This window comes from Citrobacter sp. Igbk 14 (assembly GCF_028069825.1).
Classification (GTDB): Bacteria; Pseudomonadota; Gammaproteobacteria; order Enterobacterales; family Enterobacteriaceae; genus Citrobacter.
In genome coordinates, this window is the sequence record NZ_JANEWM010000011.1 from 19,083 (window position 1) to 43,377 (window position 24,295).

Annotated in this window: 38 protein-coding genes and 1 pseudogene; 10 read left to right on the forward strand and 29 right to left on the reverse strand. The window is 51.2% G+C overall.

All coding sequences use genetic code 11. From position 1 onward, the window contains the following. Nucleotides 1-2: 2 nt before the first annotated feature. From NNN64_RS06255 to NNN64_RS06295, 9 genes are all read right to left on the reverse strand, one after another. Nucleotides 3-356 carry a hypothetical protein gene (locus tag NNN64_RS06255; RefSeq protein ID WP_271440837.1) on the reverse strand — a complete coding sequence of 118 codons (354 nt, stop codon included), beginning with the start codon at nucleotides 354-356 and terminating at the stop codon, nucleotides 3-5. A gap of 1 nt (nucleotide 357) precedes the next feature. Beyond that, nucleotides 358-840 (reverse strand): DnaT-like ssDNA-binding protein, encoded by a 483-nt coding sequence (locus tag NNN64_RS06260; protein ID WP_271440838.1) that lies wholly within the window; start codon nucleotides 838-840, stop codon nucleotides 358-360. A 2-nt stretch (nucleotides 841-842) separates the two neighbouring features. Next, the gene (locus tag NNN64_RS06265) at nucleotides 843-1,064 is read right to left on the reverse strand and encodes a hypothetical protein (protein WP_271440839.1); all 222 of its coding nucleotides are present in this window, start codon (nucleotides 1,062-1,064) and stop codon (nucleotides 843-845) included. A 39-nt stretch (nucleotides 1,065-1,103) separates the two neighbouring features. Then, a complete protein-coding gene (locus tag NNN64_RS06270) occupies nucleotides 1,104-2,243 on the reverse strand; it encodes a P22 phage major capsid protein family protein (protein ID WP_271440840.1) in 1,140 nt (379 codons plus the stop codon). A gap of 16 nt (nucleotides 2,244-2,259) precedes the next feature. Further along, entirely contained in the window at nucleotides 2,260-3,012 is a 753-nt protein-coding gene (locus tag NNN64_RS06275) for a DUF6651 domain-containing protein (RefSeq protein WP_271440841.1), read from the reverse strand. A 124-nt stretch (nucleotides 3,013-3,136) separates the two neighbouring features. Continuing rightward, nucleotides 3,137-4,240, reverse strand: coding sequence for a hypothetical protein (locus NNN64_RS06280; protein WP_271440842.1), 1,104 nt, complete (start codon nucleotides 4,238-4,240; stop codon nucleotides 3,137-3,139). A 1-nt stretch (nucleotide 4,241) separates the two neighbouring features. Continuing rightward, nucleotides 4,242-5,645, reverse strand: a complete 1,404-nt coding sequence (locus tag NNN64_RS06285; RefSeq protein WP_271440843.1) for a DUF4055 domain-containing protein — start codon at nucleotides 5,643-5,645, stop codon at nucleotides 4,242-4,244. A gap of 4 nt (nucleotides 5,646-5,649) precedes the next feature. After that, entirely contained in the window at nucleotides 5,650-7,221 is a 1,572-nt protein-coding gene (locus NNN64_RS06290; RefSeq protein WP_271440844.1) for a terminase, read from the reverse strand. After that, nucleotides 7,218-7,790, reverse strand: a complete 573-nt coding sequence (locus NNN64_RS06295; RefSeq protein WP_271440845.1) for a terminase small subunit — start codon at nucleotides 7,788-7,790, stop codon at nucleotides 7,218-7,220. The genes NNN64_RS06290 and NNN64_RS06295 overlap by 4 nt, the downstream gene beginning before the upstream one ends. Before the next feature lie 34 nt (nucleotides 7,791-7,824). On the opposite strand from NNN64_RS06295, the gene NNN64_RS06300 reads away from it, so the two are divergent. Next, nucleotides 7,825-8,016, forward strand: a complete 192-nt coding sequence (locus NNN64_RS06300; RefSeq protein WP_271440846.1) for a hypothetical protein — start codon at nucleotides 7,825-7,827, stop codon at nucleotides 8,014-8,016. Nucleotides 8,017-8,224: 208 nt separating this feature from the next. Then, nucleotides 8,225-8,851 carry a hypothetical protein gene (locus tag NNN64_RS06305; protein WP_271440847.1) on the forward strand — a complete coding sequence of 209 codons (627 nt, stop codon included), beginning with the start codon at nucleotides 8,225-8,227 and terminating at the stop codon, nucleotides 8,849-8,851. A 133-nt stretch (nucleotides 8,852-8,984) separates the two neighbouring features. Here NNN64_RS06305 and NNN64_RS06310 read toward each other — a convergent pair whose 3' ends face one another. Beyond that, entirely contained in the window at nucleotides 8,985-9,209 is a 225-nt protein-coding gene (locus tag NNN64_RS06310; RefSeq protein WP_271440848.1) for a hypothetical protein, read from the reverse strand. Between the two features lie 119 nt (nucleotides 9,210-9,328). Next, on the reverse strand, nucleotides 9,329-9,499 hold the full coding sequence (locus NNN64_RS06315) for a hypothetical protein (RefSeq protein WP_271440849.1): 171 nt from the start codon (nucleotides 9,497-9,499) through the stop codon (nucleotides 9,329-9,331). Between NNN64_RS06315 and NNN64_RS06320 the strand changes: the two genes are divergently transcribed. Continuing rightward, on the forward strand, nucleotides 9,478-9,690 hold the full coding sequence (locus NNN64_RS06320; protein WP_071684699.1) for a KTSC domain-containing protein: 213 nt from the start codon (nucleotides 9,478-9,480) through the stop codon (nucleotides 9,688-9,690). The genes NNN64_RS06315 and NNN64_RS06320 overlap by 22 nt on opposite strands. Here the strand turns inward: NNN64_RS06320 and NNN64_RS06325 are convergent, their stop codons facing one another. The 17 genes from NNN64_RS06325 to NNN64_RS06405 form a co-directional block, all read right to left on the reverse strand. Next, nucleotides 9,691-10,227 carry a DUF2514 domain-containing protein gene (locus tag NNN64_RS06325; RefSeq protein WP_271440850.1) on the reverse strand — a complete coding sequence of 179 codons (537 nt, stop codon included), beginning with the start codon at nucleotides 10,225-10,227 and terminating at the stop codon, nucleotides 9,691-9,693. Next, nucleotides 10,224-10,772: a lysozyme gene (locus NNN64_RS06330; RefSeq protein WP_271440851.1), complete on the reverse strand. Its 549-nt coding sequence runs from the start codon at nucleotides 10,770-10,772 to the stop codon at nucleotides 10,224-10,226. The genes NNN64_RS06325 and NNN64_RS06330 overlap by 4 nt, the downstream gene beginning before the upstream one ends. Next, the gene (locus NNN64_RS06335; protein ID WP_001568784.1) at nucleotides 10,744-11,022 is read right to left on the reverse strand and encodes a phage holin; all 279 of its coding nucleotides are present in this window, start codon (nucleotides 11,020-11,022) and stop codon (nucleotides 10,744-10,746) included. Before NNN64_RS06335 ends, NNN64_RS06330 begins: the two co-directional genes overlap by 29 nt. Nucleotides 11,023-11,179: 157 nt before the next feature. Continuing rightward, nucleotides 11,180-11,368 carry a hypothetical protein gene (locus NNN64_RS06340; protein WP_271440852.1) on the reverse strand — a complete coding sequence of 63 codons (189 nt, stop codon included), beginning with the start codon at nucleotides 11,366-11,368 and terminating at the stop codon, nucleotides 11,180-11,182. A 176-nt stretch (nucleotides 11,369-11,544) separates the two neighbouring features. Further along, nucleotides 11,545-12,234: a bacteriophage antitermination protein Q gene (locus tag NNN64_RS06345; protein WP_271440853.1), complete on the reverse strand. Its 690-nt coding sequence runs from the start codon at nucleotides 12,232-12,234 to the stop codon at nucleotides 11,545-11,547. Beyond that, complete coding sequence (locus NNN64_RS06350; protein ID WP_016156248.1) at nucleotides 12,231-12,368, reverse strand: YlcG family protein; 138 nt, start codon at nucleotides 12,366-12,368, stop codon at nucleotides 12,231-12,233. Before NNN64_RS06350 ends, NNN64_RS06345 begins: the two co-directional genes overlap by 4 nt. Next, nucleotides 12,365-12,973 carry a recombination protein NinG gene (locus tag NNN64_RS06355; protein WP_271440854.1) on the reverse strand — a complete coding sequence of 203 codons (609 nt, stop codon included), beginning with the start codon at nucleotides 12,971-12,973 and terminating at the stop codon, nucleotides 12,365-12,367. Before NNN64_RS06355 ends, NNN64_RS06350 begins: the two co-directional genes overlap by 4 nt. 2 nt (nucleotides 12,974-12,975) lie before the next feature. After that, nucleotides 12,976-13,182 carry a hypothetical protein gene (locus NNN64_RS06360; RefSeq protein ID WP_271440855.1) on the reverse strand — a complete coding sequence of 69 codons (207 nt, stop codon included), beginning with the start codon at nucleotides 13,180-13,182 and terminating at the stop codon, nucleotides 12,976-12,978. Next, nucleotides 13,182-13,781 carry a DUF1367 family protein gene (locus tag NNN64_RS06365; RefSeq protein ID WP_271440895.1) on the reverse strand — a complete coding sequence of 200 codons (600 nt, stop codon included), beginning with the start codon at nucleotides 13,779-13,781 and terminating at the stop codon, nucleotides 13,182-13,184. The genes NNN64_RS06360 and NNN64_RS06365 overlap by 1 nt, the downstream gene beginning before the upstream one ends. Before the next feature lie 96 nt (nucleotides 13,782-13,877). Beyond that, on the reverse strand, nucleotides 13,878-14,078 hold the full coding sequence (locus NNN64_RS06370; RefSeq protein WP_075847211.1) for a hypothetical protein: 201 nt from the start codon (nucleotides 14,076-14,078) through the stop codon (nucleotides 13,878-13,880). Nucleotides 14,079-14,219: 141 nt separating this feature from the next. After that, nucleotides 14,220-14,606 carry a hypothetical protein gene (locus tag NNN64_RS06375; RefSeq protein WP_271440856.1) on the reverse strand — a complete coding sequence of 129 codons (387 nt, stop codon included), beginning with the start codon at nucleotides 14,604-14,606 and terminating at the stop codon, nucleotides 14,220-14,222. A gap of 147 nt (nucleotides 14,607-14,753) precedes the next feature. After that, nucleotides 14,754-15,617: a DNA adenine methylase gene (locus NNN64_RS06380; protein WP_271440857.1), complete on the reverse strand. Its 864-nt coding sequence runs from the start codon at nucleotides 15,615-15,617 to the stop codon at nucleotides 14,754-14,756. After that, nucleotides 15,614-16,153, reverse strand: coding sequence for a hypothetical protein (locus NNN64_RS06385; RefSeq protein ID WP_271440858.1), 540 nt, complete (start codon nucleotides 16,151-16,153; stop codon nucleotides 15,614-15,616). Before NNN64_RS06385 ends, NNN64_RS06380 begins: the two co-directional genes overlap by 4 nt. After that, complete coding sequence (locus tag NNN64_RS06390; protein WP_048235134.1) at nucleotides 16,150-16,488, reverse strand: DUF977 family protein; 339 nt, start codon at nucleotides 16,486-16,488, stop codon at nucleotides 16,150-16,152. The genes NNN64_RS06385 and NNN64_RS06390 overlap by 4 nt, the downstream gene beginning before the upstream one ends. 2 nt (nucleotides 16,489-16,490) lie before the next feature. Next, complete coding sequence (locus tag NNN64_RS06395; protein WP_271440859.1) at nucleotides 16,491-17,402, reverse strand: replication protein; 912 nt, start codon at nucleotides 17,400-17,402, stop codon at nucleotides 16,491-16,493. Between the two features lie 84 nt (nucleotides 17,403-17,486). Beyond that, complete coding sequence (locus NNN64_RS06400) at nucleotides 17,487-18,026, reverse strand: toxin YdaT domain-containing protein (RefSeq protein WP_271440860.1); 540 nt, start codon at nucleotides 18,024-18,026, stop codon at nucleotides 17,487-17,489. A gap of 30 nt (nucleotides 18,027-18,056) precedes the next feature. After that, nucleotides 18,057-18,284 carry a hypothetical protein gene (locus NNN64_RS06405; RefSeq protein ID WP_016156713.1) on the reverse strand — a complete coding sequence of 76 codons (228 nt, stop codon included), beginning with the start codon at nucleotides 18,282-18,284 and terminating at the stop codon, nucleotides 18,057-18,059. A gap of 68 nt (nucleotides 18,285-18,352) precedes the next feature. Between NNN64_RS06405 and NNN64_RS06410 the strand changes: the two genes are divergently transcribed. From NNN64_RS06410 to NNN64_RS06425, 4 genes are all read left to right on the forward strand, one after another. After that, a complete protein-coding gene (locus tag NNN64_RS06410) occupies nucleotides 18,353-19,075 on the forward strand; it encodes an XRE family transcriptional regulator (RefSeq protein WP_271440861.1) in 723 nt (240 codons plus the stop codon). 87 nt (nucleotides 19,076-19,162) lie between these two features. Next, nucleotides 19,163-19,474: a hypothetical protein gene (locus NNN64_RS06415; RefSeq protein ID WP_271440862.1), complete on the forward strand. Its 312-nt coding sequence runs from the start codon at nucleotides 19,163-19,165 to the stop codon at nucleotides 19,472-19,474. Then, nucleotides 19,467-20,060 (forward strand): type II toxin-antitoxin system HicB family antitoxin, encoded by a 594-nt coding sequence (locus NNN64_RS06420; RefSeq protein WP_271440863.1) that lies wholly within the window; start codon nucleotides 19,467-19,469, stop codon nucleotides 20,058-20,060. The genes NNN64_RS06415 and NNN64_RS06420 overlap by 8 nt, the downstream gene beginning before the upstream one ends. Beyond that, on the forward strand, nucleotides 20,054-20,476 hold the full coding sequence (locus NNN64_RS06425; RefSeq protein ID WP_271440864.1) for a hypothetical protein: 423 nt from the start codon (nucleotides 20,054-20,056) through the stop codon (nucleotides 20,474-20,476). The genes NNN64_RS06420 and NNN64_RS06425 overlap by 7 nt, the downstream gene beginning before the upstream one ends. A gap of 30 nt (nucleotides 20,477-20,506) precedes the next feature. Here the strand turns inward: NNN64_RS06425 and NNN64_RS06430 are convergent, their stop codons facing one another. Then, nucleotides 20,507-20,713, reverse strand: a complete 207-nt coding sequence (locus tag NNN64_RS06430; RefSeq protein WP_271440865.1) for a hypothetical protein — start codon at nucleotides 20,711-20,713, stop codon at nucleotides 20,507-20,509. 332 nt (nucleotides 20,714-21,045) lie between these two features. On the opposite strand from NNN64_RS06430, the pseudogene NNN64_RS06435 reads away from it, so the two are divergent. The 3 genes and pseudogenes from NNN64_RS06435 to NNN64_RS06445 all read left to right on the forward strand — a co-directional run. Beyond that, nucleotides 21,046-21,162, forward strand: a pseudogene (locus NNN64_RS06435) (hypothetical protein); the annotation flags it as partial. Continuing rightward, nucleotides 21,155-21,319 (forward strand): YdaE family protein, encoded by a 165-nt coding sequence (locus tag NNN64_RS06440; RefSeq protein WP_271440866.1) that lies wholly within the window; start codon nucleotides 21,155-21,157, stop codon nucleotides 21,317-21,319. The pseudogene NNN64_RS06435 and the gene NNN64_RS06440, both read left to right, overlap by 8 nt. Before the next feature lie 139 nt (nucleotides 21,320-21,458). After that, on the forward strand, nucleotides 21,459-24,290 hold the full coding sequence (locus NNN64_RS06445; protein WP_271440867.1) for a RecE family exodeoxyribonuclease: 2,832 nt from the start codon (nucleotides 21,459-21,461) through the stop codon (nucleotides 24,288-24,290). Nucleotides 24,291-24,295 lie beyond the last annotated feature (5 nt).

Sequence of the window (24,295 nt, forward strand, 5' to 3'; positions counted from 1 at the left end):
AGTTACGCCCTCAGTTGGATGTTGTAGGAGATAAGCACATCAGCAGGCTTAACCGGGTTCGGTTGAACCACTCGCCATTTCTTGCCGTCGATTTCGATGTGGTCATCGATACGCACTTCCGTTTCAAACGTGGCCGCCAGTTTTTTATCGCCCGTGGCAATCAGGGAACCGTCGATTTCTCGGGATGAATACTCGGTGATAACACCGGTGACGGTCGCAGTGATTTCCGGAGTGGTGATCTCTTTCCCAAACTGGTCGCGGATAGTCGTGCCGCCACGGGAAAGCTGATATGCCTTCCCGTTTTCGGTCAGCAGCCGAGTGGCTGTCGCACGCATGCGCAGATAGTTAATTGCCATTTCAGCCCCTTTCAATACGGACCTGATTGCCGCCGACCACCAGCCCTCGCAGCAAGGAGTAGAGCCAAGGGAATGATGGTGCAGCCTTGTTGGTACCCGCTTCGTACTGAACGGTTACCGCACCCTCGACGCGTTCCATCGTCACCGCGCCGCCACCAGCAACCGAAGGCGTTAAGTCAATCTCCTGCGATTCGATGGCCAGTCGGCACTGAGCATCAACCAGACGCTGCGGGATGGCGTCGTCCGGCAGGTCAACACCGTCGAAGCGAACACCTGCGCGCGGCCAGGACAGCGCTTGTGATGCGCTGGACCGCTGCCCGCGCCATTGCTGCCCCTCCAGATAATCCATCGCCTGCATCAGCATCTGGCCGCACTCGCCATCATCGGCAGGAGCGGTATACCCGCGACCTGCCGCGAATGTGCGCAGGTTGAGAACACTGGCGTAGGTGTTGAAATCTGGCGAATGAGGATCGGCCACCAGCATGGTTATTCCTCCAGACGCCAGTCCAGCGCCAGCCAGTTATCAACTTCGTCAGGGTGAACCTCGGCGCTCAGCGGACCGCCGGGGAACTCTGGGGTATCACGCACCATGACCACCAGCTCATTGCCGGTAGATTCCTGCTGAGCAGGAGCATGTTCAGCGTCGTTCTGCACCGCTAGCTTTTCAGCCTCACGCTGCGCGCGCTGCTCTTTGGTCAATCCGGCCATTTGGCCTCCTGAAAAACAAAGGGGCCGAAGCCCCATTGGTTAGCCCATGATGATGCATGCGTGGCGTGGCTTAACGGCAGCAACACCCCACGACAGACCGACTTCATAGCGCACTTGGCGGTACTGGCGGTACAGCGCCACCTGGAAGGTAATGCCGGAAACCGGATCGGTCACGTTCATGACATCATCTGCGGTATCACCACCTTCTGGCATCGCCGGGGTGCGACTCGCAAGCAGGAATGCGTTACGGGCAAAGGCCATGTTTGGCGCAAACTCGCTCAGCACAGTGACCGCAGCCTGGTCAGCCAGATCCTGACGCAGACCAGGAGCGCTGATGGTGATGCTTGAGGAGGTGGCAGCCACAACCATGTACTGGTTATCGTCTCCGGCAAATTTCACCGCGGTGCCAGCTGCGATCCCGCCTGTACCAGCAGAGATAGCAACAATGATGTCGCCAGCCACCTTCGCGCCATTGACCTTATAGCCAGCAGCTGTGCTCTTCGAGGTGCGGCCGATATTGAATGACTCATGGAGATTGAACCCCATGATTTTGCCGATGATGCCTTCACGCAGCATCCGGTCAGTTCCTGCCTCATTCGTTTTAAACAGCACAGACTGCTTACCACGAATAGATGCCATTGCCTCACCGCCAAGCACCATGCGCATATCAGTAGTTGGAGCACCATTATCGGTCAGAATCTGACGCGCCAGTGCCGCATCGGTCAGGTCGTCTTTGATACTGAACGGGGTATCCTTAGGTGCACCAACAGCGCGGGACGAGTTAAAGAACAGCGCCGCGAGGTCTGCATCCACTTCGTTTGCCAGCGCACGGAACGCCTCCTGGAATTGGTCTGCGAGAATAATGTTGTAGGTGCCAGCCGGGCCAAGCGCCAACTGTTCTTCACCGTTCCACTTGACCGGGGCCATTTTGGACTTGGTGATGGTTACATCAACCCCATCAATCACCTGATCGCCAGTGTTTGGCGCGGAGGCTCCGGGGGTGATGTCTTCAGTTTTAGCTGTTGGCGCAACTGGCGCACGAACAATCTGGCCTTTGGCTGCGGCATCTGCTTTTGCATTTCGCGCAACGGCTGGAATAAACCCAGTTTGCTCACGGGAAACAACGTTCAGTGCAGTATAAATGGTCGGGATCAGACCAGTAAGGGTGTTGCCTGCCATTTATGGCTCCTTTCAATTAATCGACGATGTTGACGCCATCGCTAAGCGCAGCCTGCTTGCCTGCACCATCCAGAGCGTCAAACGCACCGCGTTTCATGGTTTTCTGCCCGGCCTGATGCTGCGACTGCTGCGAGCCGCCGCCGCTGTTACCGGACGCTTTGAGGATGTAGTCTTTCTGCGGATGCAACTCGACCAGAGATTCCAGCGCTTCGTCGAAACCAGCCAGTTCGCCAGGCTTGGTACGGGAGAACACCTTGTTGCCCTGCCCGTCGTAGGCCACGACCTTGCCGTCTTCGATTTTGAAGTTCTGCCCGAAATGGGAACGCACGAACTCAGCCGGGATCGCCATCTTCTCGGAAATGAACTTCGAACCACCGAAGCGGCCGCCGATCATCTCGTCGTAGAGTTGGGTTTCCAGTTTCTGGCTGCGCCCATTGGCTTCGTCCAGTTGCTGCTGGAATGCCTTGGTGATTTCGGCCTTCACCTGGTCAACGGCACCAGCGTCGATCAGTTTCTTCTGGTCGATTTTGGTCATCATCTCCAGGGCTTCAAGCGCCTTGGTCGGGTCGGTGATGCCAGCGAATTTCGCGAGACCGGCTTCCGCCGCTTCCTTCGCCTCGCGGTGAGTTTTTGCTTCACCGTTTAATGAGGTGATTTTGGTCATCGCTGCGACCGCGTCGAACGGGATTTCTTTGCCGTCATCATGTACGTAGACAGGCATCCCGTTTTCAACGACCACATTGCCGTTAGCATCGAGTTTGAGTTTCATTGTTTTGCTCCAGCCTTCCGGCCATTGGTAGTAGGTCATCCGACCCGGTCACCGCATCGCATCCGCTCAGCGGCAGGCATAAAAAAAGCCGCCCGGAGGCAGCCTGATGTTCATGGGGTTTGTGCTACTGGAACGCCGACGCATCCACGCGGCGCAATTCGTCTAGGGTCAGGAACTCACCGGCATCGTTGAACATCTCTGGTACCGTGATTTTTCCGTCGCGAAGCATCATGGCGCGAGTAACTCCCAGCACCTGCTCCTGTCGCGCGTACGGCTGCCGGGTGAGCCAGTCGGCATAACTCGTATGTGCTGGCACCTGGCCGTCCATGGACGCCCTGGTTGCGTTGCTCAGTTCGTCAGGTGGTATCTGCAATTCCTCCCACGATTTCGTAATAAGGATTTCGCCGGAGCGACAGCAGAAGTGGATTTTGCCGGGGCCGCGCAGGTACGGAACCACATGCCCCAGCGGCTTGCCGTCGAGGGTGTAAAGCCTGCGGTCGCGGATGATGCACCACTGGCTCGTATGGGTATCAAGCGTGGATGACCACTGTTTGGCCTTCACGATGTCGCTGTTTGCCCGAGCGAAGTCCTGACGGGCTGAGGCGGCCATATGGTTCACCGCAGTACGGGTCACAACCGCCAGGTCACGCCGGGAGGCATTGATTATCCCGTCTTCACGGTTGAGTTTCGGCGTACCAGCAACACGTTTGACGATTTGCTCTACTGTTTCGCCCTGGAGGAAGCCGGATCGCACAGCGTTGGTGATTTTATCCAGGCGATCCGATTCGAGTTTCTGGCCCCACTCTTTCAGCAAACGCCCCTGGAATGGCTGTGCTACAGCCGCGGCGTAAACCTGCTCAGGAGCAATGTTCTGGAGCGGAATGTGCTGGAGTATCTGTTTCGGAATGACACTGCTGAACAAGTCCAGTTGATACCCGGCCTCATACTCAACGTAGCGCGTCAGCTCTCGGGCAAGCGCGGCATTAACCGGTTCGTAGGCCTGCTGGTTGAGGTCCCGCACACCAGCCAGAAGCGAAGCCAGGCGGCGGGCACTGTAGGTATCAGCGCGCTTACCATCCAGCAGCACCAGCAGTTTGGCAGCCAGGTCAGCATCCATCTTGCTGAGCAACGCCACCATGCGCCGGGCAACGCCAGTACCGTAGCGGTTCACATACAGGCCGTGCGCTATCGTCTCGTCCTGCAGGCGATCATTAACTGAGCGAGCCATATCACACCTCACCTAGTGGCGGTTCGGTCAGCGAGGCTGATTCAACCAGTAGTTCACTCAGCACCACATCGGGATCTGCATCAGCATCGATGATGTTGAGCTTCTGGAGCGACTTAATCGCGTCAACACGACGTATATCGCCGCCCTGGCGCAGCGACTGGATGGCCAGCGCTGCCGGAGGATTGAACTCTTTCGACTCAACATCCAGTTCAGTGCGGACATCAACGTTACCGCCTTCGGATTCACCGATGTACTCAGCCATAATCTGCAGGATATTGTCGATTGCATCTTCAAGGCTGGTTGCCATGGTGTAGAGCGGCGATTGCTCCTGCATTTTCTCTTCTGAGGTCTGGTCAACAGACTTGGTCGAGGTATTGTCGGTACGCAGCAGCTTCGCGCCAGCCTGGCGCATTTGCTCTACCAGGTCAGTCAGGGACTCTTTACCGGCACTGATTGACGTTCCAGTGTGCTCGACATATTCAAGCCCCTGTTTCTGTCGATCGGAGAACTGAGTTGCAGACGAAGAGCCAATTACCAGTTCCTGCCCATCCTCCAGGCCGAATACCGTAAGCAACGGGACGCGCGCTACGTGCAGGATGTTGTCCTGTTCGCTCTGACTCTGCCAGTGCTTCACGTTCAGCAGCGCCATATTCAACAGCGGAGGAGAACCGCACATAAAACCAGTGCGCTTGGTGTAGAGCGTGACCAGCGTGATGTCCTGCCGCGACGTTTGCCATTCTTCGTGTAGCGCCCAGTTCGCCTGTGCATTATCGCCGGTAGCCTTACGATAAATCTGCACCAGTCCAGGTGTTAGCAATCGAATTTGCTCGACTTTTGTCTGCCCGAAGTCATCACCGTCCTCGACTACCACCTCTTTGATGCGCAGCTCCGTGAGCACGACCTTGCCTGCAGTCATCTTTGACTTCCAGCCAATTACCTGTCGGGGATTGAGCATCGTTACATATGGCCGCGCGCCAGTAGCTTTCTCATCTGCTTTGGTCTTTACCTGTTCTGCGTCTACCCGGGGATAATCCACCAGCGCATGAGATAGGCCATACTGCATCGCCAGGCTGAAGAACGCCTGCGCCCAAACGTCAAGGCGACTACCTTCCAGATCCACGTCCTTTGCAAACTCGCGAAGCGCATCCGGGACGTTCTCACCCAACTGGATTGGCTCAGCGAATACACGCCCAACGTTCTGGTTAATCGTCTCTTCGTACGCTGGGAGCAGCGTTGCCACTGCCAGGCGCTTTTTGTAGCCCTCTTTATCTTCTTTCGGCCAGCGTGGCAGATATGCCTCACCAAGCTGGCGCATATACAGCGTACCGCCCATCAGGGCGTCGTTAATGTCCCACGCCTGCACCATGTTCCCATAGTCCAGATTGGGTGTTGAAATATCAGGCATGGCATTAAATCCGTAGGTTGGTGACTTTGCCGACTTTCTTCGGCGGTGAATGCAGCACTGCGTAGCGCGTGCCGTCCCAGTCGTGGTCTTCCTGCTGGGTGTCTACGTCGTCTGGATTTTTGCTGTCGCGAACGAGCACAGGCACGCGACTTATCCAGCCACGACAATACTCGAAGACGTAAAACGCTGGTTTCTCGGGCATCCCTGACTCCAGCTTTTTACCTTCAATGACCGCTTCGAGCATGTCAGCGAACAAGGCGGCACCGTTCACGCGAGAGCCCGGTTTTTTATTGGATGGCACCCATTTAACGCCCTGTGTTTCCATCTTCTGGGCAATCGATAGCTCATCATCGCCAGTGTTATAGATCGCCCCATCAGCAGGGCCTGTCGCAATCTTCTTGCAGATGCCAGGCCTGATGTTTAACTGCCCCTGTGTCACTCCGTTGAGTTTTATCTCTTCAGGTTCGGCGACCTCTTCACCCACCAACCGCTTATCAACCCACGCAACGCCCTTGGCGACGTTCGTCGAGGACATATTGAGGCCTTTATTTAGCTCGTCAGGCGGGCAGCCGTACCACTCGCCAATCAGGATCAGCGACCCGGCAGGTGGGCAGAACTGGCGACCGTCCGGCAGCTCTGCTGCGGTGCCATCGGCGCGCGCCCACCAGAGGTTAGAGAACGGCTTCGACTCGCCCCAGTCATGGGAGCGGTCGACGGTCCAGCTATCCGGTATGCGGAACGGCTTAATGACATGCAGCGATGCATTCCACAGGTGGTCAAAGCGCCCGCCGCTGGTGACGTCCCACGAGCCCTCTACCCACGCTTTGCGGCGATTAGGGTCTTTGATGGCCATCAGCGTTGCGATGTACTGGGGATCGAGGTACGGGTTCTCTTTGAACGAGCCGTGAATAGCCACTCGCGTCAGCGTCACATCCTCTTCACGTTCGGTCTGCGGGTTAAACACCTTCTGCGTTTCACGAATGATAGTGCCGCGCGGCGCTGGCTCGATGAAGCGTTTCTTTACCCAGGTATGGCCAATGCCAAACGGATTGGTCGTGCTGAACGTCTCCAGGGGGATCGGTCTAAGCAGCGAGCCATCATCCAGCGGATAGTTTTCCGGCCGGAACGATGAGCGCCGGCAGGAGAACATCATTTCGTAGAACTCACCCGACTGCTGTTTGGTCAGCTCGTTGAAGCCGATGAACGGAAACTCCTGACCGTGATAATCCCAGTAATCACCCTCTTCCTTCCCGAAGCGGAACAGCAGCTCTTCGCCAGTAGGCCATACCCAACGTAATTCACTGGCCGATGCCAGATAGCGTGCGCCGTCGTTAAATAGGCGATACATACGCTTTGACTGGGTAATGATGTCGGTGAGGTTCTTATACTCGGTATCGAATATCACGCCACGCCAGAACGAGCCATAGCCCAGACCAACCAGGCGACGAAAGCGCGCCAGCTGCGCGGCAGTTTTACCCGGTCCGCGCGTTCCTTCGTAGAGGATCTCGTTACATGGGCAGCTCAGGGAGAGCGATTGCGATCCCGGCAAAGGTTTCCAGACGGCTTTGTAATTCATCCACCAAGAACCTCGCTCTGCTGTTTCTGTGCTGCTGCTTCCCAGTCGTCGACGTTATCGCAGGACGGGACCGGCATAATGCTGTGGGTTGCTGTGACCTTCTGTTCAACCTGCTCTTTGAACGCCTGCACTTTGATGTGCTTGCCGAGCAGTTCAAGGTTCTTGACCTTATCCGGCCACTTAACCTTTTTGAGGATGGTTTCCGCCGTCTCCTCGTCGAAGTTCTGAATGGTCGTGCTGATGTCCAAGCCGGTCAGAGAAATTCGCCAGGCTTTTGGCCATGAGGTGATCGGCTTGAGGCTGCCGTCGTCATTGAGAATGTCCAGAACGTCCATCTGATCGATCTCAACCAAGCGACGGAGCACATAATCGGCATCAATACCCACATCTTCGTTGCGCTTCGCTTTGAGTTCGGCGATTCTGTTTTGGATGTCAACTTTTGACAACAACTTAGCGGCGATGCGGTTTGCAGTCTTGACGCTGTACCCCGCCCGAATAGCCGCTTGCGTAGCGTTTAAATCGATGAGGTACTCGCGGCAGAACATTTCTTGCTTGTCGGTGAGTGCCATAGTTTATTTCATTTTAGACTTGGTAGGAGTGGCTATGGTTAGAGTTGAATTCAACAAAATCACATACGACATCGGCTATGAAAATGGTATTTACTTCGCAAGATCATCTGCAGGACCATCCCCGATAGGAAAAACAATTGATGAGTTAAGCGATGGTTTGTCTGCGTGTACTGGTGCAAAAAAAAGCGATCTGATTAGATACCTTAAGGAAATTCTATCTCAATAATTTTAAAGGGCGCGATCACAGCTGCGCCCTTCTCATCATTTTAACCCACAGAATTATCAAGTAATATACAACGTCTTCGCTTGATTCCAATGCTGTTAGGAAATTACTGATTCAGCATGCTCGGCAAGGAACTGGTTTTGCAAAGCTCCCCAGTCCGGTTTTGCCATGTATAATCCTTGCTACTATTTTGAATAAATTAAGGGATACGATGATTCAGGAATTGCTATTCCAAGCGATCAAACATGAAAGGATGCAAAAAAAACTGAATGAGTTGAATGCTCACTTTTACAACCGGAAGCATGAGACTCAGATTCGAGACGAGCTGGTCGTTATCATCAATCAGATGAATTCAGTGATTGCTATTAGTGAACATCCGAAACTAAGGATCGGTGCTGTTGACTTATCAATCTACAATCCAACACGACAGGGCAATGAGGAAAGTGACTGCATCGCCACCATAGAACTGAAACACCACTATCCGCGAGATTTGCTTCTTGAACAGGTGCAAAGAGGCATCCTATCCGACCTCTCAAGGAAAGTTGTTTCACCAACCTCTCACTTTATTCATGTAATCCAACAAAGAACAGTTCTCCCTTGCCCATTAATTGGGAAAGTAAAGTTTCTCGAAAGAAACGCCGACGACATATCCTTTTATGTTGAAACGTTGGAAAACCTGCCATCTTTCCCGCCAAGTTTTCAGAAAAAGACCGTCTGCATTGATGTTCCGGGAATAGTGAGATCGACATATACTTTCAACATTTACGCCTTGCCAGTCAAACAGACCTCCAGTCTTGAGATGAAAAGATCCACAAACTCTATGTCTGAACAGATTTAATAAATCCTGGCTGATCAATAGCACCTCTTTTTTACTCCATTACGATTGGTCTGCCCATGGTGATGGCAATAAAAAGCCACTCGAAAGTGGCCTTTGTGATGGTCATATAACAACATCCCCTCATAAGGGGGAATTATTCACTTTCAAGGTCTAATGCATCCTGAATTGCATCTGCTAGCTCAGACACTTTACTAGCCGCAAAGTCTAAATCTTGATACATCGTCCCACCTGATGAGTCCCCTGACGCCGAAGAAGCCGATGCCTTAGCTATCTCCAGTGCAGCCTTAACCGCAAGTAAGCGTTGATGCTCTTCTCTCGAAACCCCAGGGTCAGTCAGACCAAAATATCCATCAAGCATTTCATTCTCCTTTTACCACAGCCTATCTGTGTCTATTAGAAGATTGGGGCCAAGTTTAAAAATATCAACTGCGGCAATACATTATCGAAGCCCCTCTGTGAAGAACTTCTGTAATGCGGTCAGGCCTGCGCTTTACTGGCAAGCTCAACCAAATCTTTGAAGTCCTGGCACATATCCAGTCGATGACCATGATCGTCGACAAAGTTATACCCTTTGAATAGCTCTACGATTTCCTCGGGACCTTTCCCATTCAAACGAGGAAACCGCTTTGATTCGTCAACCTGTTTCATCTTCTAATCTCCAGTCAGTAGGATATGATCCCGCTACAAACGTTCTTGAAATTGCCTTTCATGGTGGCGGCATTTATCAGTATTCAGGTGTTCCATCGACAGTACATCTGGGCCTGCTTTCAGCCGGGTCAAAAGGCGTTTACTTTCACCAACACATCAAAAATGTTTACGGCTACCGCAAGGTAGGCTAATCATCTGCGGGGATTCGTCCCCGCTTTTTGCCAGTTCCCGTTATTTGACTCTCTCACCGAGTCGTAAATACGCTCACATGTCATTCCTGCCCGGTAGCTTTCGTCAGCTCGCTCAGCATAATATCGAACTTCTTCTGCAAGGCTTCCGAGCATGTTGGCAAGCATTGTAGGGTCGGCCATGGCTGTTTTGCTTCTGACGGCAGCGGCAAGATCTGCGGTGTGCTTTGCGGCGTCCAGGCGGGCGGCAAGCTTTGTTGCTTCGGTGCGCAGCTGGCTAACAGTAGCAGACAGACCAGCAGCAGTGGCAGCTGATTTAGCCGCTTGTGCTTGTGCATCTTTTACAGCCTCATCACGGGCAATAATACGCCCTTGTTCAATCATGCGGGCTGCGGTCTGTGCGTTCGCTGTTTGCGATGATTCTACGCTGTCACGCTCGGCCCACTTCTTTTCCCAACCGCGGCTGCTCCATACATTCCCAGCAATGAATGCAACGGACACCAGCAGCAAAATGGCAATAAACCGATAGCGCAGGCTCACTGGTCTATCCCCCAGCACGTCAAAGCGCTTTCTTGGTCTCGTCTTTCTACCTGCCCATAGCAGCCATTTTTCTGGCCTTTGGTCAGGCGACAGTCTCGGCCACCGTCTTTAATCCACCAGCGGATCGCTTCACAGGCGCCTTCACGGTCGCCAGCATTTATTCGCTTATAAAACGTAGACGGGAAACATTTACCGGGGCCGATGTTGTAGGGACAAAAAGACGCGATCCCGGCTTTCTGTGGTTCTGTCAGTGGTACCTTGATATTGCGGTCCACCCAGGCCAGCGCTTTATCGCGTTCAATGGCGTTTACCTGGGCGCATTTCTCAGCTGACAGCTTCATGCCCTGCACTACCGGCTTGCCATCAACCATCGTGGCGCCACGGCAAATTGTCCAGATTCCTCCGCCGTCGCGATACGCCGTCAGACTATTACCCTCTTTCTCATCCAGAAACTGATCGAGAATAACGGGTGCGGAAGCCCCGGCAAGAATCAAACCAACGACCGCTGCGCTCAGTTTATTCTTCAGCTTTGGTGGCATAGCCATTGCGCCGATCCTCCCGTTCTTTCCAGCGGAAATACCAGTTCACTGCACAGGTGATAACAGTGCATGCGATACCGACAATAATTGCCCAGTCGCTCAGGCTTAACCCTGCAATTCTGTCGGCCAACATCCAGGACACCTCTTTTGCTGTTTTAGCTGTTTCGGCATATGCCTTCGCTGATACACCGCAGCCGGTCAGCGTGGTTCCTGTTCCATATGAAAGTCTGCTGTAAATGGTGCTCATTCTGGTCATAGCCTCACCTCCGATTTTTCGGATGGCGCTGTGTGTGTATGAAAAGGGTCAGGCTTCACGGGCTGAATTTATCAACAAAGCACGTAGCGGATGATTCCCGTGAGCCTGAAATGAAAAATCCCCGGCGGGAAGCCAGGGATTGGATGTTTGGTATTTTTTATTGCGGTGGCTGCAATGGTCCTTCGAGAACCTCAGCTTCCCCGTTATGGCAGATGTCGTCGCCTCTGGTTAGATGCCAGACTCCAGTGATCATTTTACCTGTCTCCAGGTCTTCAAAAATCTCATTGGTAAAATATGCCACCTGAGCAGTCCCGTTAAACTGGATCCAGTAAAACCCGTTATCCATATCCCCTCCTATATGTATGGGGGAATTATACGGGGCTGGTCTCAGAGTGGTTTTAGAAATTCTTAAATCGCTATAAAGCAAAAAGCCCAAGGCGTTAACCTCAGGCTCGAAAACTCATTTACTGCCAGTGCATACAACAATGGCACAATATCAGATTTACACGAAATATATCCATTTCAGTTCGGTTTTGCAAGACTTACATCCAAATTTGTCGCCTTTTGTTGTGAACGTGATCGCGTTACTGATATCAGAGCGCCGCTATCGAGCCGCGTAAAGATGCTACGCATTGCCAGCCAGTGTGGGAGATAGGTTTCTGTCCAGGTCGACTTAGCCACGCCAACCAGCTCCGCCAACTTTTGGTATTCATACACCTCACTCCCGGCCAGATCTGCTTTAACATCCTGCGCAGCCAGCCAGATTAAGGCTTTCAACCTGTCCATCGTTTTTCCGGCCACTTTCTTGGTGCCCATTTGAGCCCTGAACTCGCCCCATGCCCACTGAGTAATCAGCACCTGATTCTCCCACTGCACATTCTCGCTGTAGTTCCATAGAAGCCAGGCCTTCTGGTGCTCTTCGAGCGCCATCAGCGCACGGCGCCACGATGCGGTGGAGTATTCAACCGGCTGCACCAGCGGAATATGCGACCCCTTGGCATGCGATTGCTTGCCGGGGATTGGTGGGTTATCCAGTGTTATCATTTCCCCGGTCACTTCATCCAGCACTCGAGGCTTTTTACGTTTAAACGTTCCAGTATCGAACTGCGCGTTCTCCAACCAGGCCATTAACTGCCCTTTCGTAGCACCACTTAAATCAGCGGTGGCCACCATCAGCTGCTGGCGCACGTATTCGAGAAATTGAGTGTTCATACAGCACCGCCTATGGTTTTGATATAATTCTTCAGTATTCGGTAGTCCGTCAGCACAGAGCCGGGAAAGTGATATAAGCGCAATCGTTGCCAACGAACGCGGAGGTGATCAGCAAAATAGGATTCAAATGTCATGCGGCCTCCCTGCTCTTAATTAATCCACGACGAAGTGCGCTGTAGCGCTTCCTGATGGCTTCGAGTTCTTCGATTGTGTATCGGTGCGGAAAGTTGTTGTTTTCGAGCGCCTCGACGCGAACAGAGCCGATTTTCTCGATAAGCCCAAGACGGTACTGCTGCTGATTTCCCGACAGCTGAACGTTACAGTGGTGACACTGTTTATTAATATTGTCTTCGTGATAGCGGAGATGTGATGCCTTACCGCGTGAGCGGTAGTGACCTGCTTCCCACTGGACGGTGTCGAACGTCCCACAACTGATGCATGGCAAATCATGGTCACGCTCGCGAATATAGTCATTGACGACGCGCTGGGTTAAATCCTCCCAGTGCTTCAGCGGCTTAGCAGCTGCTTTCCGTTTCCGCCAAGTGGCGCGTTCTTTTTTCTCAGCATTGCGCTGCCGGGCAAGCTCTTTACGCTGTAAGGCTTCCCGAGCTTTTCTGGTCTGTTCTTTGCCGACGACGCTGGCACACCCGAAGGAGCACACCAACTGCCCGTTACGCGCAGGGTGAAACCACTGCCGGCATTCTTTGTTCGCGCACTTACGGCGCGGCAATTTAGCCATGATCACCCCCACACCTTGCTTTGCCAGACACGGCTTGGGCGCGGCGCCCTCTCGCTTTCCGGCAGCTGCGCGCTGATAGTCCAGGTGATGTTGTCGTGGTTAAGACTGCGCTCAACCTTTACGCCACGGCGGCGGTAATTAGCCACCAGCTCGTCTGCCTGTTCGGTTGTGCATTCGTGATGGTGGAACCAGGAATATTTCATCGCCATCACCCCGCAAAACTCATGAGCTGAGCGGCGGCGTTCTCGGCTTCACGCTGGTCCTTGAAAGCCCGGGACAATACCCAGCGCCACAGAACATCGAACGCAGCTTTGTACAGCTGCTGGAACTCGGTTTCGTCCATGTTGGCAAAGGCAATGCTGCGTGGATGTTTGCGAAGGGTACCGTCAGGTAGCTGAATAGCGTCGTAGTGGCCAGACTCGACGATCACCCATGCACGGTATGCGTCATAGGATTTGCAGATACTGATGCTACCTGCGCGCTTATCGGCGATGCGGTCCAGATACTGTTCAGCCGCATCCAGGAGTGCAGCTTCACTTCCCGCGAAAGAGGCAAGGAATTTAGCGTACCCGGTCACCAATTTACGTTCGTTGGAAGAGATCGCCCCGCCAGTAGGTTCCCAGTATTCAAATCCGAGATTGAGTAATGCGAAGAAGCGACGGTGAAAAGCCGGGTTGCGTACCTGCCGGAACTCAGCCACCAGCACGGCACCGAGTTTGATTTTCGATTGCAGTAAATCGCTGGTCTCCGGCGTAGCGGGGATCAGGATTCCTGATGACTGCTTGATTAGTTGTAACTGCGCCATGATGCTCTCCGTGGCGCATAAGGTTGTCAGTTGCTCAGGCTGACACTGACATTATGTACAGTTGATAATGGAAAATCAATGCAAGAAAAAACCGCAGTATCAGGCTGGTTCAGTCCCTGTCGAATTGGTTTTATGATGCAATGGACGCTCCAGCCAGACAATCCATGCTACAGCCGCCTCCCATGATATATATCCATTACCGCCATTTTTCGCTCTGCGGAGATCAACTGCATCACCAAACCTTTCAATGATGAATTTTTCAAATTCTATACGTTTTTCTTCGTCGTTCGTTGAATCCATGCATTCCCCAGTTGCGTCCGACTAATCGCTCTTATTGCATAAAAAATAGCATATTCAATAGAGAGTGAAAAACCCGCCGTAGCGGGTTTAAATAGAGAAATTGATTACTATGATGTAACCCTAAAGTTCTATGAAACTCTTCTATATCACCCGAACCACAGCCTTTTCATTTCTCCACGGCAGAAGAAGTAAAGAAAAAAACGTCATTTTTATAACCACACCTAACGTGATGAGAAGAGCCAGTTTTATGTTATACGCCCCAGTCACATCTAAGTGGCTCAAAACTTGCCAGGCATTTATTGCAGCCAGTGAGAGAAGAACCACGTAATATTTTAATAGTCGAGTTCTTTCCCAGCACCCTCTTGTTTTTGCCCAATCAATCAATACGGCATAAAACGCAATGCAGATGATAATAGCATCAGCACCCTTACCGTAAATGTAGACACTCAAGATACCCGCAAGTACCAGCAATGTGATTAACGTGCCACATAAAGCCTTAATTAAGAGCGTCTTAATATTCATTTTCACCCACTAACCAGCCAAAATAAGTCATTTTAATAACCATCACCCCACATCTCGTCTATTGAAGCATGCTAGCAACGTCTTTGCTATCCACCAGTAGCAAGATTTCCAGTTCGGCGATGCGCTTTGTAGCGTATTCCAGTTGAGGTTCCATCACTCCCCCTTCACGCCAATGCCAGCGGCCGCCGCTTCACGCTGTGTTGCCGGATTAAACCAGAGGCATTCAGTGCGCACTTTCGTACCGCGCCCTGCACTGATACGTGATGCCTTTTTGGTTTTGGTCCAACCCAGCAACATGTCGTTGTACAACTCGCAGTCATAGCCGCTGATTATCACCATGCCGGTCATCGTTCTGGCCACAGCTAACAGTTGCTCATGCCCTTCAACGGTCATTTCATGGTTGTAATAGCGGTTACCCTGTACGCGCGTTTCCGGCACATAAGGCGGATCTATGTAATGCAGAGTGGTATCGGCGTCGTGGGCGCGCATCACTGCCAGGGCGTCTTTGTTCTCGATAATGACACCCTGCAGGCGCTGGCATATCGCAGCCAGGTTCTCTGGATAGCGCTCCCACAGATGCGCAGCAGTTGCGTATTTACGCTTGCTGTCACTGCGAAATCCCGAGTTACCACCGATACCGGATGCAGAGCCAAAACCCATACATGCGCGGACAACCATGCGGCGGGCGCGCTCTACAGGTTCCGTGACGATCTCCCTGGCTGCGCAGAACTCATCACGTGAGTAAGGTGTTAATGCGCAGGCATCACGCAGACTCTGATTCATGTCTGGATCTCGCAGGACAGTAAACAGGTTCACTACCTCGCTATCGAGATCGTTATAGACTTCTGCGTAGCTGCGCGGTTTTTGAAGTAGCACCCCAGCCGCTCCACCGAATGGCTCTACATAGCAAACATGCTCTGGCATCTGATCGATAATCCATGGCGCCAGACGGAACTTGCCACCGTGATAACGGATTGCGGGATGTTTGATCGGCGCCTGTTTGTTGAGTGCTGTCATTGGGCTGCCTCCTTACGGATTTCATTCGCGAAATCAGCAGCGTCATCTGCGCGTTGGCGATATTTCAGGCGAGATGAATCGCTGATGTTAATCCCTGTGTCCGTTTCGTTTGCAATCGCGTACCAGGCATTCGCCAACCTCTCCACACCCTGCGCCCGCACTTCAGCCAAGAAAGCGTCGGTGGCTGGGGTTATTGCATATACGGAATCCACCGTTTGCAGCAGTTCGGTTGCGTCCTCCATCGCGCCACGCCAGTCCATGCGGCCGCCGCTATGCTCAAGAATCGAAACTGCCAACGCACGGATGAATACATGGCGCTCACGCGCATGAGCATTTTCCGTCCCCAGCTCCCTGCGCTTGCTCTCGGCGTTAGCGAGCTGTACTGCCATGTCTGCGTTTTGTGATTGCAGCTCTTCGATACCTGCTTTTGCAATATCACTGGCCTTTTCCACGACATTCATCAACTCGTTAATCGCAGCCAGTTTTGATTGCTGCAATGCGCATTTTTTCTCTAATTCTTCGTATGATGGTTTCATGCTGGCATTCTCCCTACGATATCTATAACCCGGCGCATAACTGCACTTCCCCGAAAATCTGCTGGCAACTCAGTCACAGGCTTACTCGAACCGTATGAAAAACGCTGGAGATCGAAATCAATCACAGCCTTCTGGTCCCTGAACAAACCAAGACGACCGTAACGAATGAGTTCGCCGCGTTCGGCTGCTACGCGGAAATACTTCTCAGCAGTCTGACGATGCAGCGACAACATCTGTGATGCCTCACTAACGGTTAAACGACCGCGGATTTTCACCTCTTCGATGATCACTCTGATAAGTGCCGCCTGCTCTTCTGGTGTATTTGGTCTTGGCATGCTTACCCCCTGAACCCCGTTGGGATGGTTTTATCTGGCTCAGAAATGCGATTCACATCCCTGCCCGTTTTGCGGTCGTTGAGAGCAAATTTCGGTTTGAACAGTCCCTGATATCCGTTAGCGATACTGGTGTTGATCACATCAACCGGGTCATGCCCTTCATCCAGGCAAGCCTTGAGCAACTTGAAAGCTTTGGTGACCGTCATTTCGGTCTTGATGGCTTTTCCAGACTGTTGGCGGTAGGCAACCCACTCATTCCAGGACACAGAATCAAGCCACTCAGGAACGGGAATCGTCAGCGGGTCAAACTTACCCTTCCCCTTTGGGGGATTAGAGGGGGTTAGATCTGTATTTATATTTGTATTTGGAAGAATGTCTTTGGTGTTCCCTGTTTTCAGGGATACCTCTCCCTGTTTTTGGGGATGGTTATCCCCGTTTTCAGGGATGGTTGAATGGGTAAAATTGCTATCCCTGAATTCGGGGATGGTAATAACCCATGTAACAACTTCAGCAGCAGGAAACACCGCTGGACACTTCATGCAATTTGGCTTGGTATACGCCCATTTATCCAGGCTGGTATTAATCCCTATGTATCTGGTTTGCCCAATGCGGCGCAGGATGATGATGTTCCGATAGGCAAGGCTCAACACGGCCTCAGAGACGTGCTTCACCTTCAGCGTCGTTTTATCTGCAATGAGGCTATTGGCGATGCGGTCAGAACTCTTAGACCAGCCATAGGTCAGACGAACGATAGCATTCAGCACCCTAAACTCGCGCCCGGATAGCTCGACGATACACAGGGCATCCTGAATCTGGTTGGCCAGGCGCAAATAGCCTTTCTCCAGATCAGCCATGCTGCTCTCCTGTTTCCCCTGCTGTGTGGGGAATTTGAATATTTCAGCGGTATTTGACATACTGCTCTCCGCAATTACGCTCAGTTTTTGCACCTGAAAGCCGTTGGTGTTCTAGCACCGCGGCTTTCGCCATTTTTGAACCCGTCATACAACCCCCAACATCAGCTGCACCATCTCCATCAGCGGACCGGTTAAGCCAGGGTCAACGCGGTACATCTCCACGATCCCCTCACTCAGCTCTTTCAGCTTCTGATGCCGTGGCGCATCCATTGCGACAGCTATCTTCGCTTCACTGGTTTCCTTCTCCATACGCGCCAGGCGAGCCATGATGTTGTCTTCTGGCAGCAGGCGGTTGCGGAACTCAATCGGCAGAACTGCGAGGATTGCCGGAGTCAGCTGGCGGACGTTCTCGCGGTAACGTTCGCTGTTGAAATGGTTGTCCAGGAAGCGGAAAAGCTTCTGGCGCTTTCGGCAGAGATCGTCAGGGAAAGCGATGTCGTCTCCCCCTTGAGCCTGGTACTCTTCGATAATCAGAGCCGTAACTACGTCCTGACCATCGGCACCAGCCCAGGAGCGGACCGCGTCACGAATGGCATCATGTTTATCGCCATGCTCTTGTTGAGTGCGATTTATCATCGCGGACGAATGGAATCCGGTATTTTGTTGGTACGTAAGTGATTGCATAGTGCTTTCCCTTTCGTGGTTAATTTGCTGTCAGGCTGCTTTTGGTTTGCTGATCTCAAGAATTTGGGTGGTGGTAAATCGCCCCTCTGAAGCTTCAGCAATCTTCGACGCATAATCCGTCTCACCGGTGTAATCAGTGCGTGGTAAACAGCCGCTATTGATCCATTTGTAAATTGCGCGCGGACTGCGCTCACAAGCTTTTGCTACTACAGGTACGCGAATCATTTTGATGATTTCGCCAAGACTAATAGGTTGCATTCTTTGACCCTCAAATTGAACTGTAAGTACATATTATGTTGGAACTGATAGTTCACGCAAGTGATATTATGATTGAACCTATGGTTCAGGAAGAAAAAGCGCGAAAAGACTTTTCCCATAGGCTAGCGCTGGCCTGCGATAAAGCTGGTTTGCCGGTACATGGTCGTCAGGCTGAAATAGCCAAAAATATGAAGCTGACACCAAAAGCTGTAAGCAAATGGTTTAACGGGGAATCAATTCCAAGGCGTGGGAAGCTGCAAGAGCTTGCTGCGAGCATAGGTACAACTTCAGCTTACCTGCTAGGTGACAGCGTGGCTGATGGTATTGCGGAGGGGCACTTACAGAAATCGACCGAAACATTTCGTATAGACGTACTCGATGTAGCTGTTAGCGCTGGGCCGGGCGTGATCAATAGTGAGTTCGTAGAAGTATTACGCTCCGTGGAGTACTCAGTAGAAGATGCGCGTCAGATGTTTAATGGTCGTAAACAGGAACAGATCCGCATCATCAACGTTCGCGGTGACAGCATGTCTGGAACGATTGAGCCTGGTGATTTGCTGTTTGTCGATATAAGCGTTCAACACTTTGATGGTGATGGGATTTACGCTTTCATTTATGACGACACATCCCATGTGAAGCGACTTCAGAAGATGAAAGATAAACTCTTGGTCATCTCAGACAACCAGACCTATCGACCGTGGGAGCCGATTGAGAAGGCAGAGATGAACAAAATATTCGTATTCGGAAAGGTGATCGGTAGCATGCCGCAGACCTACCGTAAGCATGGTTAGCAGATGAACAGTTGAATACATAGTAATCCGAAATTACAATTTTCATGATGACACCACCTGTAGTGTCAACTAAGATAAGAACATAAAATGACCCGAATAGAACTTATCATTGAAGATTTAGAGAGAAGAGTCAAAACCATTGGATGTGGGGGGAGGTCGGGTTTACTTTTATATCTAGAAGAACTGGGTTTTAATGCGAAATCAGGAAAAAGTGATAACCATAAGGTTCTTACGCACCCAGAACTTTCAAGATTAAGTGAATTTCGCACAATAGGCATAGACTGCGGACATGGTACAGCAAAATCCGTGAAACCATGTTATGGAAGAACAGTTCTATCCACGCTAAAGAAGTACAAAGAAGAGTTAGAAATAATCTATAAGGCGAATAATCATGTATAACGCAGAAGAATATACCATTTCAGTACGCAAAGAGCGTATGGATGAGGACGTCTACTGGGTTGCAAGAGTGGAAGAACTCCCAGACATATTGGAGTTTGGTGAAACTCGTGATGAAGCATATGAACTTGCCATAGACACTATCAATACTGGGCAGGAAATGTGTTTTGCAGAAGGAACCCATTTCCCATCACCTAAAAATTTTGCAGATACTAATGTTTCAGGACGGGTGACACTTCGTCTTCCTAAATCTGTTCATGCCAACTGTATAAAACTTGCTGAAGAAGAAGGCGTAAGTCTCAACTCCTACATTTTGACTTGCATTACGTCTTACAGATCTGTTCAGGAAACAGTAATTAGAACATCATTATTTGAAGATTTCAGGAATAGCTTGATATCTATTACTAATTTGAGAAGTCATGGAGCTTTATTTGACCAATCTGAATTTGCATATTCGCGTAGGGGTCAATTTAAGATCGCACTAGACCATATCAACGGCGACGACAACTACGAGTCTCGGGCGATTAGTTCCATATCTCCTTTTGACGATATCAATGAACAAGGATGGAGCTCAGTTTCAGCATGTTAAGACTTTTAAGCAGTGTAGAATTGCAAGCAATCTCTACTAGAAAGCAATTCATTGATTTTACACGTGATGCGATACCCAAAGATGATGGAATAAATCTAAGTTTTATCATTGAGTTAGGGCTTAATGATAATGAAGAGGATAAATGTTGCTATTTAATTTTGGGATGCAAAAGCCAAGTTAATGACATACCAGAAGGTGAAGTAAACCCACTAAAAGTAGAAATTACAATCGCTTATAAATTCAATGTCTTAGAGCCTGATGTATTTCATCAAGCTGATGATGAACTTAAAGCCACATTATTATCTAACCTAGTGTATTTGGATTTTAGAAGTAAACTCACAGCAGCTTTCTCAAGTGTTGGATTATCAAAGATAAGATTCCCTCTGACCTTCGAAAAAATAAAATCTATGAGTTAGAAATTACAACCCGGCCACCGCGCCGGGTTTTTACTGCCCTCTTCTCACCATCGCAGCCGCATCCCGCAATACACCTTTGTGAATCACATTCCCCACCGCCCTGCGCTTAGCCTCTAGGCTATTCACTATCGCATCGCGGCTTATCACTATCCCGTTAGCTATCAGACTGACAACTGCACCTCCAATCTCGCCGGCGATGAATGCTGCGCGGTCTTCTTCAAGCTCGTCACGTTCCATTTCTTTGCTCCTCTGATGTTTTTTTGAGCATAACAGGAATCAAATAAAAAATAAATTACCTTAAAGTTCATAGAATTATGACCAACTGAACTAACTTATTTATTAAAATGTACTTTAGGTACTTTACTTCAGTGAACTCATGGTACATTATCACCTCATCGCGAAACACTAAGCGCATAAGGTTTAACGCTCAGCTGGCCGGCTATAAGGCAAAACAGAAGTGAGCTTCGCGGTGGTGAACTGCAGAGTTAAAACGCTCAACTGTGAAGATCAGCATCACGGCGCCACCAGCGAAGTTCACTTAGTTCCAGCGACAAGGTATCGAGGGTGAGATGAAAGACTTTGCACGCAAATCAGTCCGGCAGCAGGCCGTAACACTGAACTGGGTAGAAGTGATTATTCGTCGTTTTTGTTACCTGCTTGCGCAGAAGGGAAATCCTGATGTGTAACTCAACAAAATGCGGTTACTGCAGTAAGCCGGTTAAACCGGAAGAAGTAATCAAAAGTACCCTTCTCTATCGCAACGGCTCACAGCTGGCGCGTAAAGAGAACGAATATTGTTCCAGACGTTGCGCTTCGCACGACCAGATGGCTCACGAAGGCTAACGTAAAACCCGCACAAGGCGGGATCTACGTCCGGTGCCACCGACCAAAGTTACACCGGAAACAACATTAAAACCAAAGTTAACCCAATGGGCGCTATCAATGGTCCGGGGATTCTAACACCCAAAAATGAGGATCTCACATGGAATTTCCATATGTAGTTAAAGCCACACAAAAGTCGGGAAAGCCTGATGCTTTTGTCTGGTTCACTGCAAAAACTGAGGCTCGCGCCAACCTGATGCTGGACGTTGCGCTGGAAGATGCAGGTATCGAAACTGGGCGCGGTAAGGATTACGCCAAACCAATTCGCACTGATTTTCCTGTTGTTGATGACCTGCCAGATGAAGGTGAAGTTGATTTCACCTGGTGTGATCGTTACGAACTGGCCGAAGACCAGCGCACCTGGAATTTGAAATTGAAAACTGATGATGCGGCACAGGAAGAAAACCACCAGACTGATGACAATGTCGTTGATGGTGAAACCGGCCATGCAGAAGAATCTCAGCAGACAGAAAAGCCGAACCTCATCGTCGTAGCCACCCTGCCATTCCGTCAGCGCGTACTGGCTCAGTTCATCGGCGATGGTGAATATTTCTATCACATCGACGCTGGGCAGAAAAACGAGATTGTCCGCCTTGAGATGGACACTGATAACACGTACATCCAGAACCTGCTGCTGGCTGCTGAGAATGTGGAAGCATTCAAAAAAGCCATTGAACACGATATTCATAAGGTCGTGAATGCCGTTAAGAAAGTCTTCCCTGTCGACGGTAAAAAACCGGAGCTGGCAACAGTTATTCAGTTCCTGACGGTGTGGTTCAAAACTGAATACATCGATCGCGGCCTGCTGGTCAAGGAATGGCAGAAAGGCAACCGCGTTGCACAGATTCAACGCACTGACGTCAAAGCCAACGCTGGCGGTGGAAATAAGACCGATCGCAATACCGACTACGTCCACACACTGGACACTCTGGATGTTGAAATTGCGCTGGCCACCTTGCCAATGGATTTCAATATCTACGACATTCCTGGTGGGGTCTACCGTCGCGCTAAAGAGATTGTCAGCAAGAAAGAAAGTCCGTTCAGCGAATGGTCTGAGGCGCTGCGCAAAACCGCTGGCATCCTGGACTATTCACGCGCCGCCATCTTTGCACTCATCCGCGGCACATCATCCGAATTGGTTAACTTTCCTGGGCGGTTGCGGGCATATATCAATGCCAATCTAACCGAAAATGACCACTCAAATCCCTCAGAAGAAACGCTGGTTGATGCTGGTCATACGCCGGACGTCAGCTGGGAAAACGAGATTAACGAGAAGGTCGCAGCAGAGCTGAAAACAGCTGCGGAACAACCACAAATCACCAACATGGGCAACGGCGTATTCTCCATAGAAGGCCTGATGGGTGATCAACAAACACAAACAGATGACCGTTCACCAGTTAAAGAGGAAACCACCAGCGATGTGCAGATGGAAGAAACTGTCAGTGATGAAGAACAGGCTGGTAATGAAGTGCAGTCAGGCGAAAGCAGTCTGGAAACTGGTCAAGAGTCACATACCGGCCAGCAAGCCGATGTAAACCAGAATGCGGATTCTGTTAGCCAAAACAGCGATTCTGTAAACCAAACCGAACCGGTTGCGGCACAAACCGAGCCAGAAGCGCAATCTGACGAACCGGCTGTTGTGTATCCCGCTTACTTCGAGCCAGGCCGCTATGAAGGTCTGCCGAACGAGGTTTATCACGCAGCGAACGGTATCAGCTCTACCCAGGTTAAAGATGCGCGTGTGTCGCTGATGTACTTCAATGCGCGCCACGTAGAGAAAACCATTATCAAAGAACGCTCTCCTGTTCTGGACATGGGAAACCTGGTACATGCTCTGGCGCTGCAGCCCGAACTGCTGGATGCCGAATTCAGCGTTGAACCGGTAATCCCGGAAGGCGCATTCACCACAACGGCAACGATCCGCACGTTTATCGATGAGTATAACGCAAGCCTGCCGGCGCAGCTGTCAGCCGACGACATCAAAGCGCTGCTTGAAGAATACAACGCCACACTACCGGCACAGCTGCCGCTCGGCGCATCGCTGGAAGAAACTGGGCAAAGCTACATGGCGCTGCCTGCCGAGTACCAGCGTATTGAAGACGGCCAGAAGCAGACCGCAGCGGCGATGAAAGCCTGCATCAAAGAGTACAACGCCACCCTGCCTGCTCAAGTGAAAACCAGCGGTAGCCGTGATGCGCTACTCGAGCAACTGGCAATCATCAATCCTGACCTGGTGGCACAGGAGGCGCAGAAGCCTCAATCACTGAAAGTGTCCGGTACCAAAGCAGATCTGATTCAGGCCGTGAAGTCTGTTAATCCGGACGCCGTCTTCGCCGACGAACTGTTGGATGCGTGGCGCGAGAATCCACAAGGGAAAGTACTGGTCACCCGTCAGCAACTGAGCACTGCACTGACCATTCAAAAAGCCCTGCTCCAGCACCCGACCGCCGGGATGCTTCTCCAGCACCCGAGTCGCGCCGTTGAGGTGAGTTATTTCGGCTTTGACGACGAAACCGGACTTGAAGTCCGCGTGCGTCCTGACCTTGAGATCGACCTGGACGGCGTTCGCATCGGTGCCGACCTGAAAACCATCAGCATGTGGAACGTTAAGCAGGAAGGCCTGCGCGCCAAGCTGCACCGGGAAATCATCGACCGTGACTACCACCTGAGCGCCGCCATGTATTGCGAGACCGCAGCACTGGACCAGTTCTTCTGGATTTTTGTCAACAAAGACGAGAACTACCACTGGATTGCCATCATCGAGGCATCCGCCGAACTGCTGGAGCTGGGCATGCTTGAGTACCGCAAATCGATGCGCGCTATCGCTACCGGCTTTGACACTGGCGAATGGCCAGCACCGATCACCGCTGATTACACCGACGAACTGAACGACTTCGACCTGCGCCGCCTTGAAGCGCTGCGTCTGGCTTAAGGGAG

What these genes read in the sequence shown, in the direction of transcription:
- NNN64_RS06255 (WP_271440837.1), bottom strand. Translation starts at nt 356, where the DNA reads ATGGCAATTAACTATCTGCGCATGCGTGCGACAGCCACTCGGCTGCTG.
- NNN64_RS06260 (WP_271440838.1), bottom strand. Translation starts at nt 840, where the DNA reads ATGCTGGTGGCCGATCCTCATTCGCCAGATTTCAACACCTACGCCAGT.
- NNN64_RS06265 (WP_271440839.1), bottom strand. Translation starts at nt 1,064, where the DNA reads ATGGCCGGATTGACCAAAGAGCAGCGCGCGCAGCGTGAGGCTGAAAAG.
- NNN64_RS06270 (WP_271440840.1), bottom strand. Translation starts at nt 2,243, where the DNA reads ATGGCAGGCAACACCCTTACTGGTCTGATCCCGACCATTTATACTGCA.
- NNN64_RS06275 (WP_271440841.1), bottom strand. Translation starts at nt 3,012, where the DNA reads ATGAAACTCAAACTCGATGCTAACGGCAATGTGGTCGTTGAAAACGGG.
- NNN64_RS06280 (WP_271440842.1), bottom strand. Translation starts at nt 4,240, where the DNA reads ATGGCTCGCTCAGTTAATGATCGCCTGCAGGACGAGACGATAGCGCAC.
- NNN64_RS06285 (WP_271440843.1), bottom strand. Translation starts at nt 5,645, where the DNA reads ATGCCTGATATTTCAACACCCAATCTGGACTATGGGAACATGGTGCAG.
- NNN64_RS06290 (WP_271440844.1), bottom strand. Translation starts at nt 7,221, where the DNA reads ATGAATTACAAAGCCGTCTGGAAACCTTTGCCGGGATCGCAATCGCTC.
- NNN64_RS06295 (WP_271440845.1), bottom strand. Translation starts at nt 7,790, where the DNA reads ATGGCACTCACCGACAAGCAAGAAATGTTCTGCCGCGAGTACCTCATC.
- NNN64_RS06300 (WP_271440846.1), top strand. Translation starts at nt 7,825, where the DNA reads ATGGTTAGAGTTGAATTCAACAAAATCACATACGACATCGGCTATGAA.
- NNN64_RS06305 (WP_271440847.1), top strand. Translation starts at nt 8,225, where the DNA reads ATGATTCAGGAATTGCTATTCCAAGCGATCAAACATGAAAGGATGCAA.
- NNN64_RS06310 (WP_271440848.1), bottom strand. Translation starts at nt 9,209, where the DNA reads ATGCTTGATGGATATTTTGGTCTGACTGACCCTGGGGTTTCGAGAGAA.
- NNN64_RS06315 (WP_271440849.1), bottom strand. Translation starts at nt 9,499, where the DNA reads ATGAAACAGGTTGACGAATCAAAGCGGTTTCCTCGTTTGAATGGGAAA.
- NNN64_RS06330 (WP_271440851.1), bottom strand. Translation starts at nt 10,772, where the DNA reads ATGGCTATGCCACCAAAGCTGAAGAATAAACTGAGCGCAGCGGTCGTT.
- NNN64_RS06335 (WP_001568784.1), bottom strand. Translation starts at nt 11,022, where the DNA reads ATGACCAGAATGAGCACCATTTACAGCAGACTTTCATATGGAACAGGA.
- NNN64_RS06340 (WP_271440852.1), bottom strand. Translation starts at nt 11,368, where the DNA reads ATGGATAACGGGTTTTACTGGATCCAGTTTAACGGGACTGCTCAGGTG.
- NNN64_RS06345 (WP_271440853.1), bottom strand. Translation starts at nt 12,234, where the DNA reads ATGAACACTCAATTTCTCGAATACGTGCGCCAGCAGCTGATGGTGGCC.
- NNN64_RS06350 (WP_016156248.1), bottom strand. Translation starts at nt 12,368, where the DNA reads ATGACATTTGAATCCTATTTTGCTGATCACCTCCGCGTTCGTTGGCAA.
- NNN64_RS06355 (WP_271440854.1), bottom strand. Translation starts at nt 12,973, where the DNA reads ATGGCTAAATTGCCGCGCCGTAAGTGCGCGAACAAAGAATGCCGGCAG.
- NNN64_RS06360 (WP_271440855.1), bottom strand. Translation starts at nt 13,182, where the DNA reads ATGGCGATGAAATATTCCTGGTTCCACCATCACGAATGCACAACCGAA.
- NNN64_RS06370 (WP_075847211.1), bottom strand. Translation starts at nt 14,078, where the DNA reads ATGGATTCAACGAACGACGAAGAAAAACGTATAGAATTTGAAAAATTC.
- NNN64_RS06380 (WP_271440857.1), bottom strand. Translation starts at nt 15,617, where the DNA reads ATGACAGCACTCAACAAACAGGCGCCGATCAAACATCCCGCAATCCGT.
- NNN64_RS06385 (WP_271440858.1), bottom strand. Translation starts at nt 16,153, where the DNA reads ATGAAACCATCATACGAAGAATTAGAGAAAAAATGCGCATTGCAGCAA.
- NNN64_RS06390 (WP_048235134.1), bottom strand. Translation starts at nt 16,488, where the DNA reads ATGCCAAGACCAAATACACCAGAAGAGCAGGCGGCACTTATCAGAGTG.
- NNN64_RS06395 (WP_271440859.1), bottom strand. Translation starts at nt 17,402, where the DNA reads ATGTCAAATACCGCTGAAATATTCAAATTCCCCACACAGCAGGGGAAA.
- NNN64_RS06400 (WP_271440860.1), bottom strand. Translation starts at nt 18,026, where the DNA reads ATGCAATCACTTACGTACCAACAAAATACCGGATTCCATTCGTCCGCG.
- NNN64_RS06405 (WP_016156713.1), bottom strand. Translation starts at nt 18,284, where the DNA reads ATGCAACCTATTAGTCTTGGCGAAATCATCAAAATGATTCGCGTACCT.
- NNN64_RS06410 (WP_271440861.1), top strand. Translation starts at nt 18,353, where the DNA reads ATGATTGAACCTATGGTTCAGGAAGAAAAAGCGCGAAAAGACTTTTCC.
- NNN64_RS06415 (WP_271440862.1), top strand. Translation starts at nt 19,163, where the DNA reads ATGACCCGAATAGAACTTATCATTGAAGATTTAGAGAGAAGAGTCAAA.
- NNN64_RS06420 (WP_271440863.1), top strand. Translation starts at nt 19,467, where the DNA reads ATGTATAACGCAGAAGAATATACCATTTCAGTACGCAAAGAGCGTATG.
- NNN64_RS06425 (WP_271440864.1), top strand. Translation starts at nt 20,054, where the DNA reads ATGTTAAGACTTTTAAGCAGTGTAGAATTGCAAGCAATCTCTACTAGA.
- NNN64_RS06430 (WP_271440865.1), bottom strand. Translation starts at nt 20,713, where the DNA reads ATGGAACGTGACGAGCTTGAAGAAGACCGCGCAGCATTCATCGCCGGC.
- NNN64_RS06440 (WP_271440866.1), top strand. Translation starts at nt 21,155, where the DNA reads ATGTGTAACTCAACAAAATGCGGTTACTGCAGTAAGCCGGTTAAACCG.
- NNN64_RS06445 (WP_271440867.1), top strand. Translation starts at nt 21,459, where the DNA reads ATGGAATTTCCATATGTAGTTAAAGCCACACAAAAGTCGGGAAAGCCT.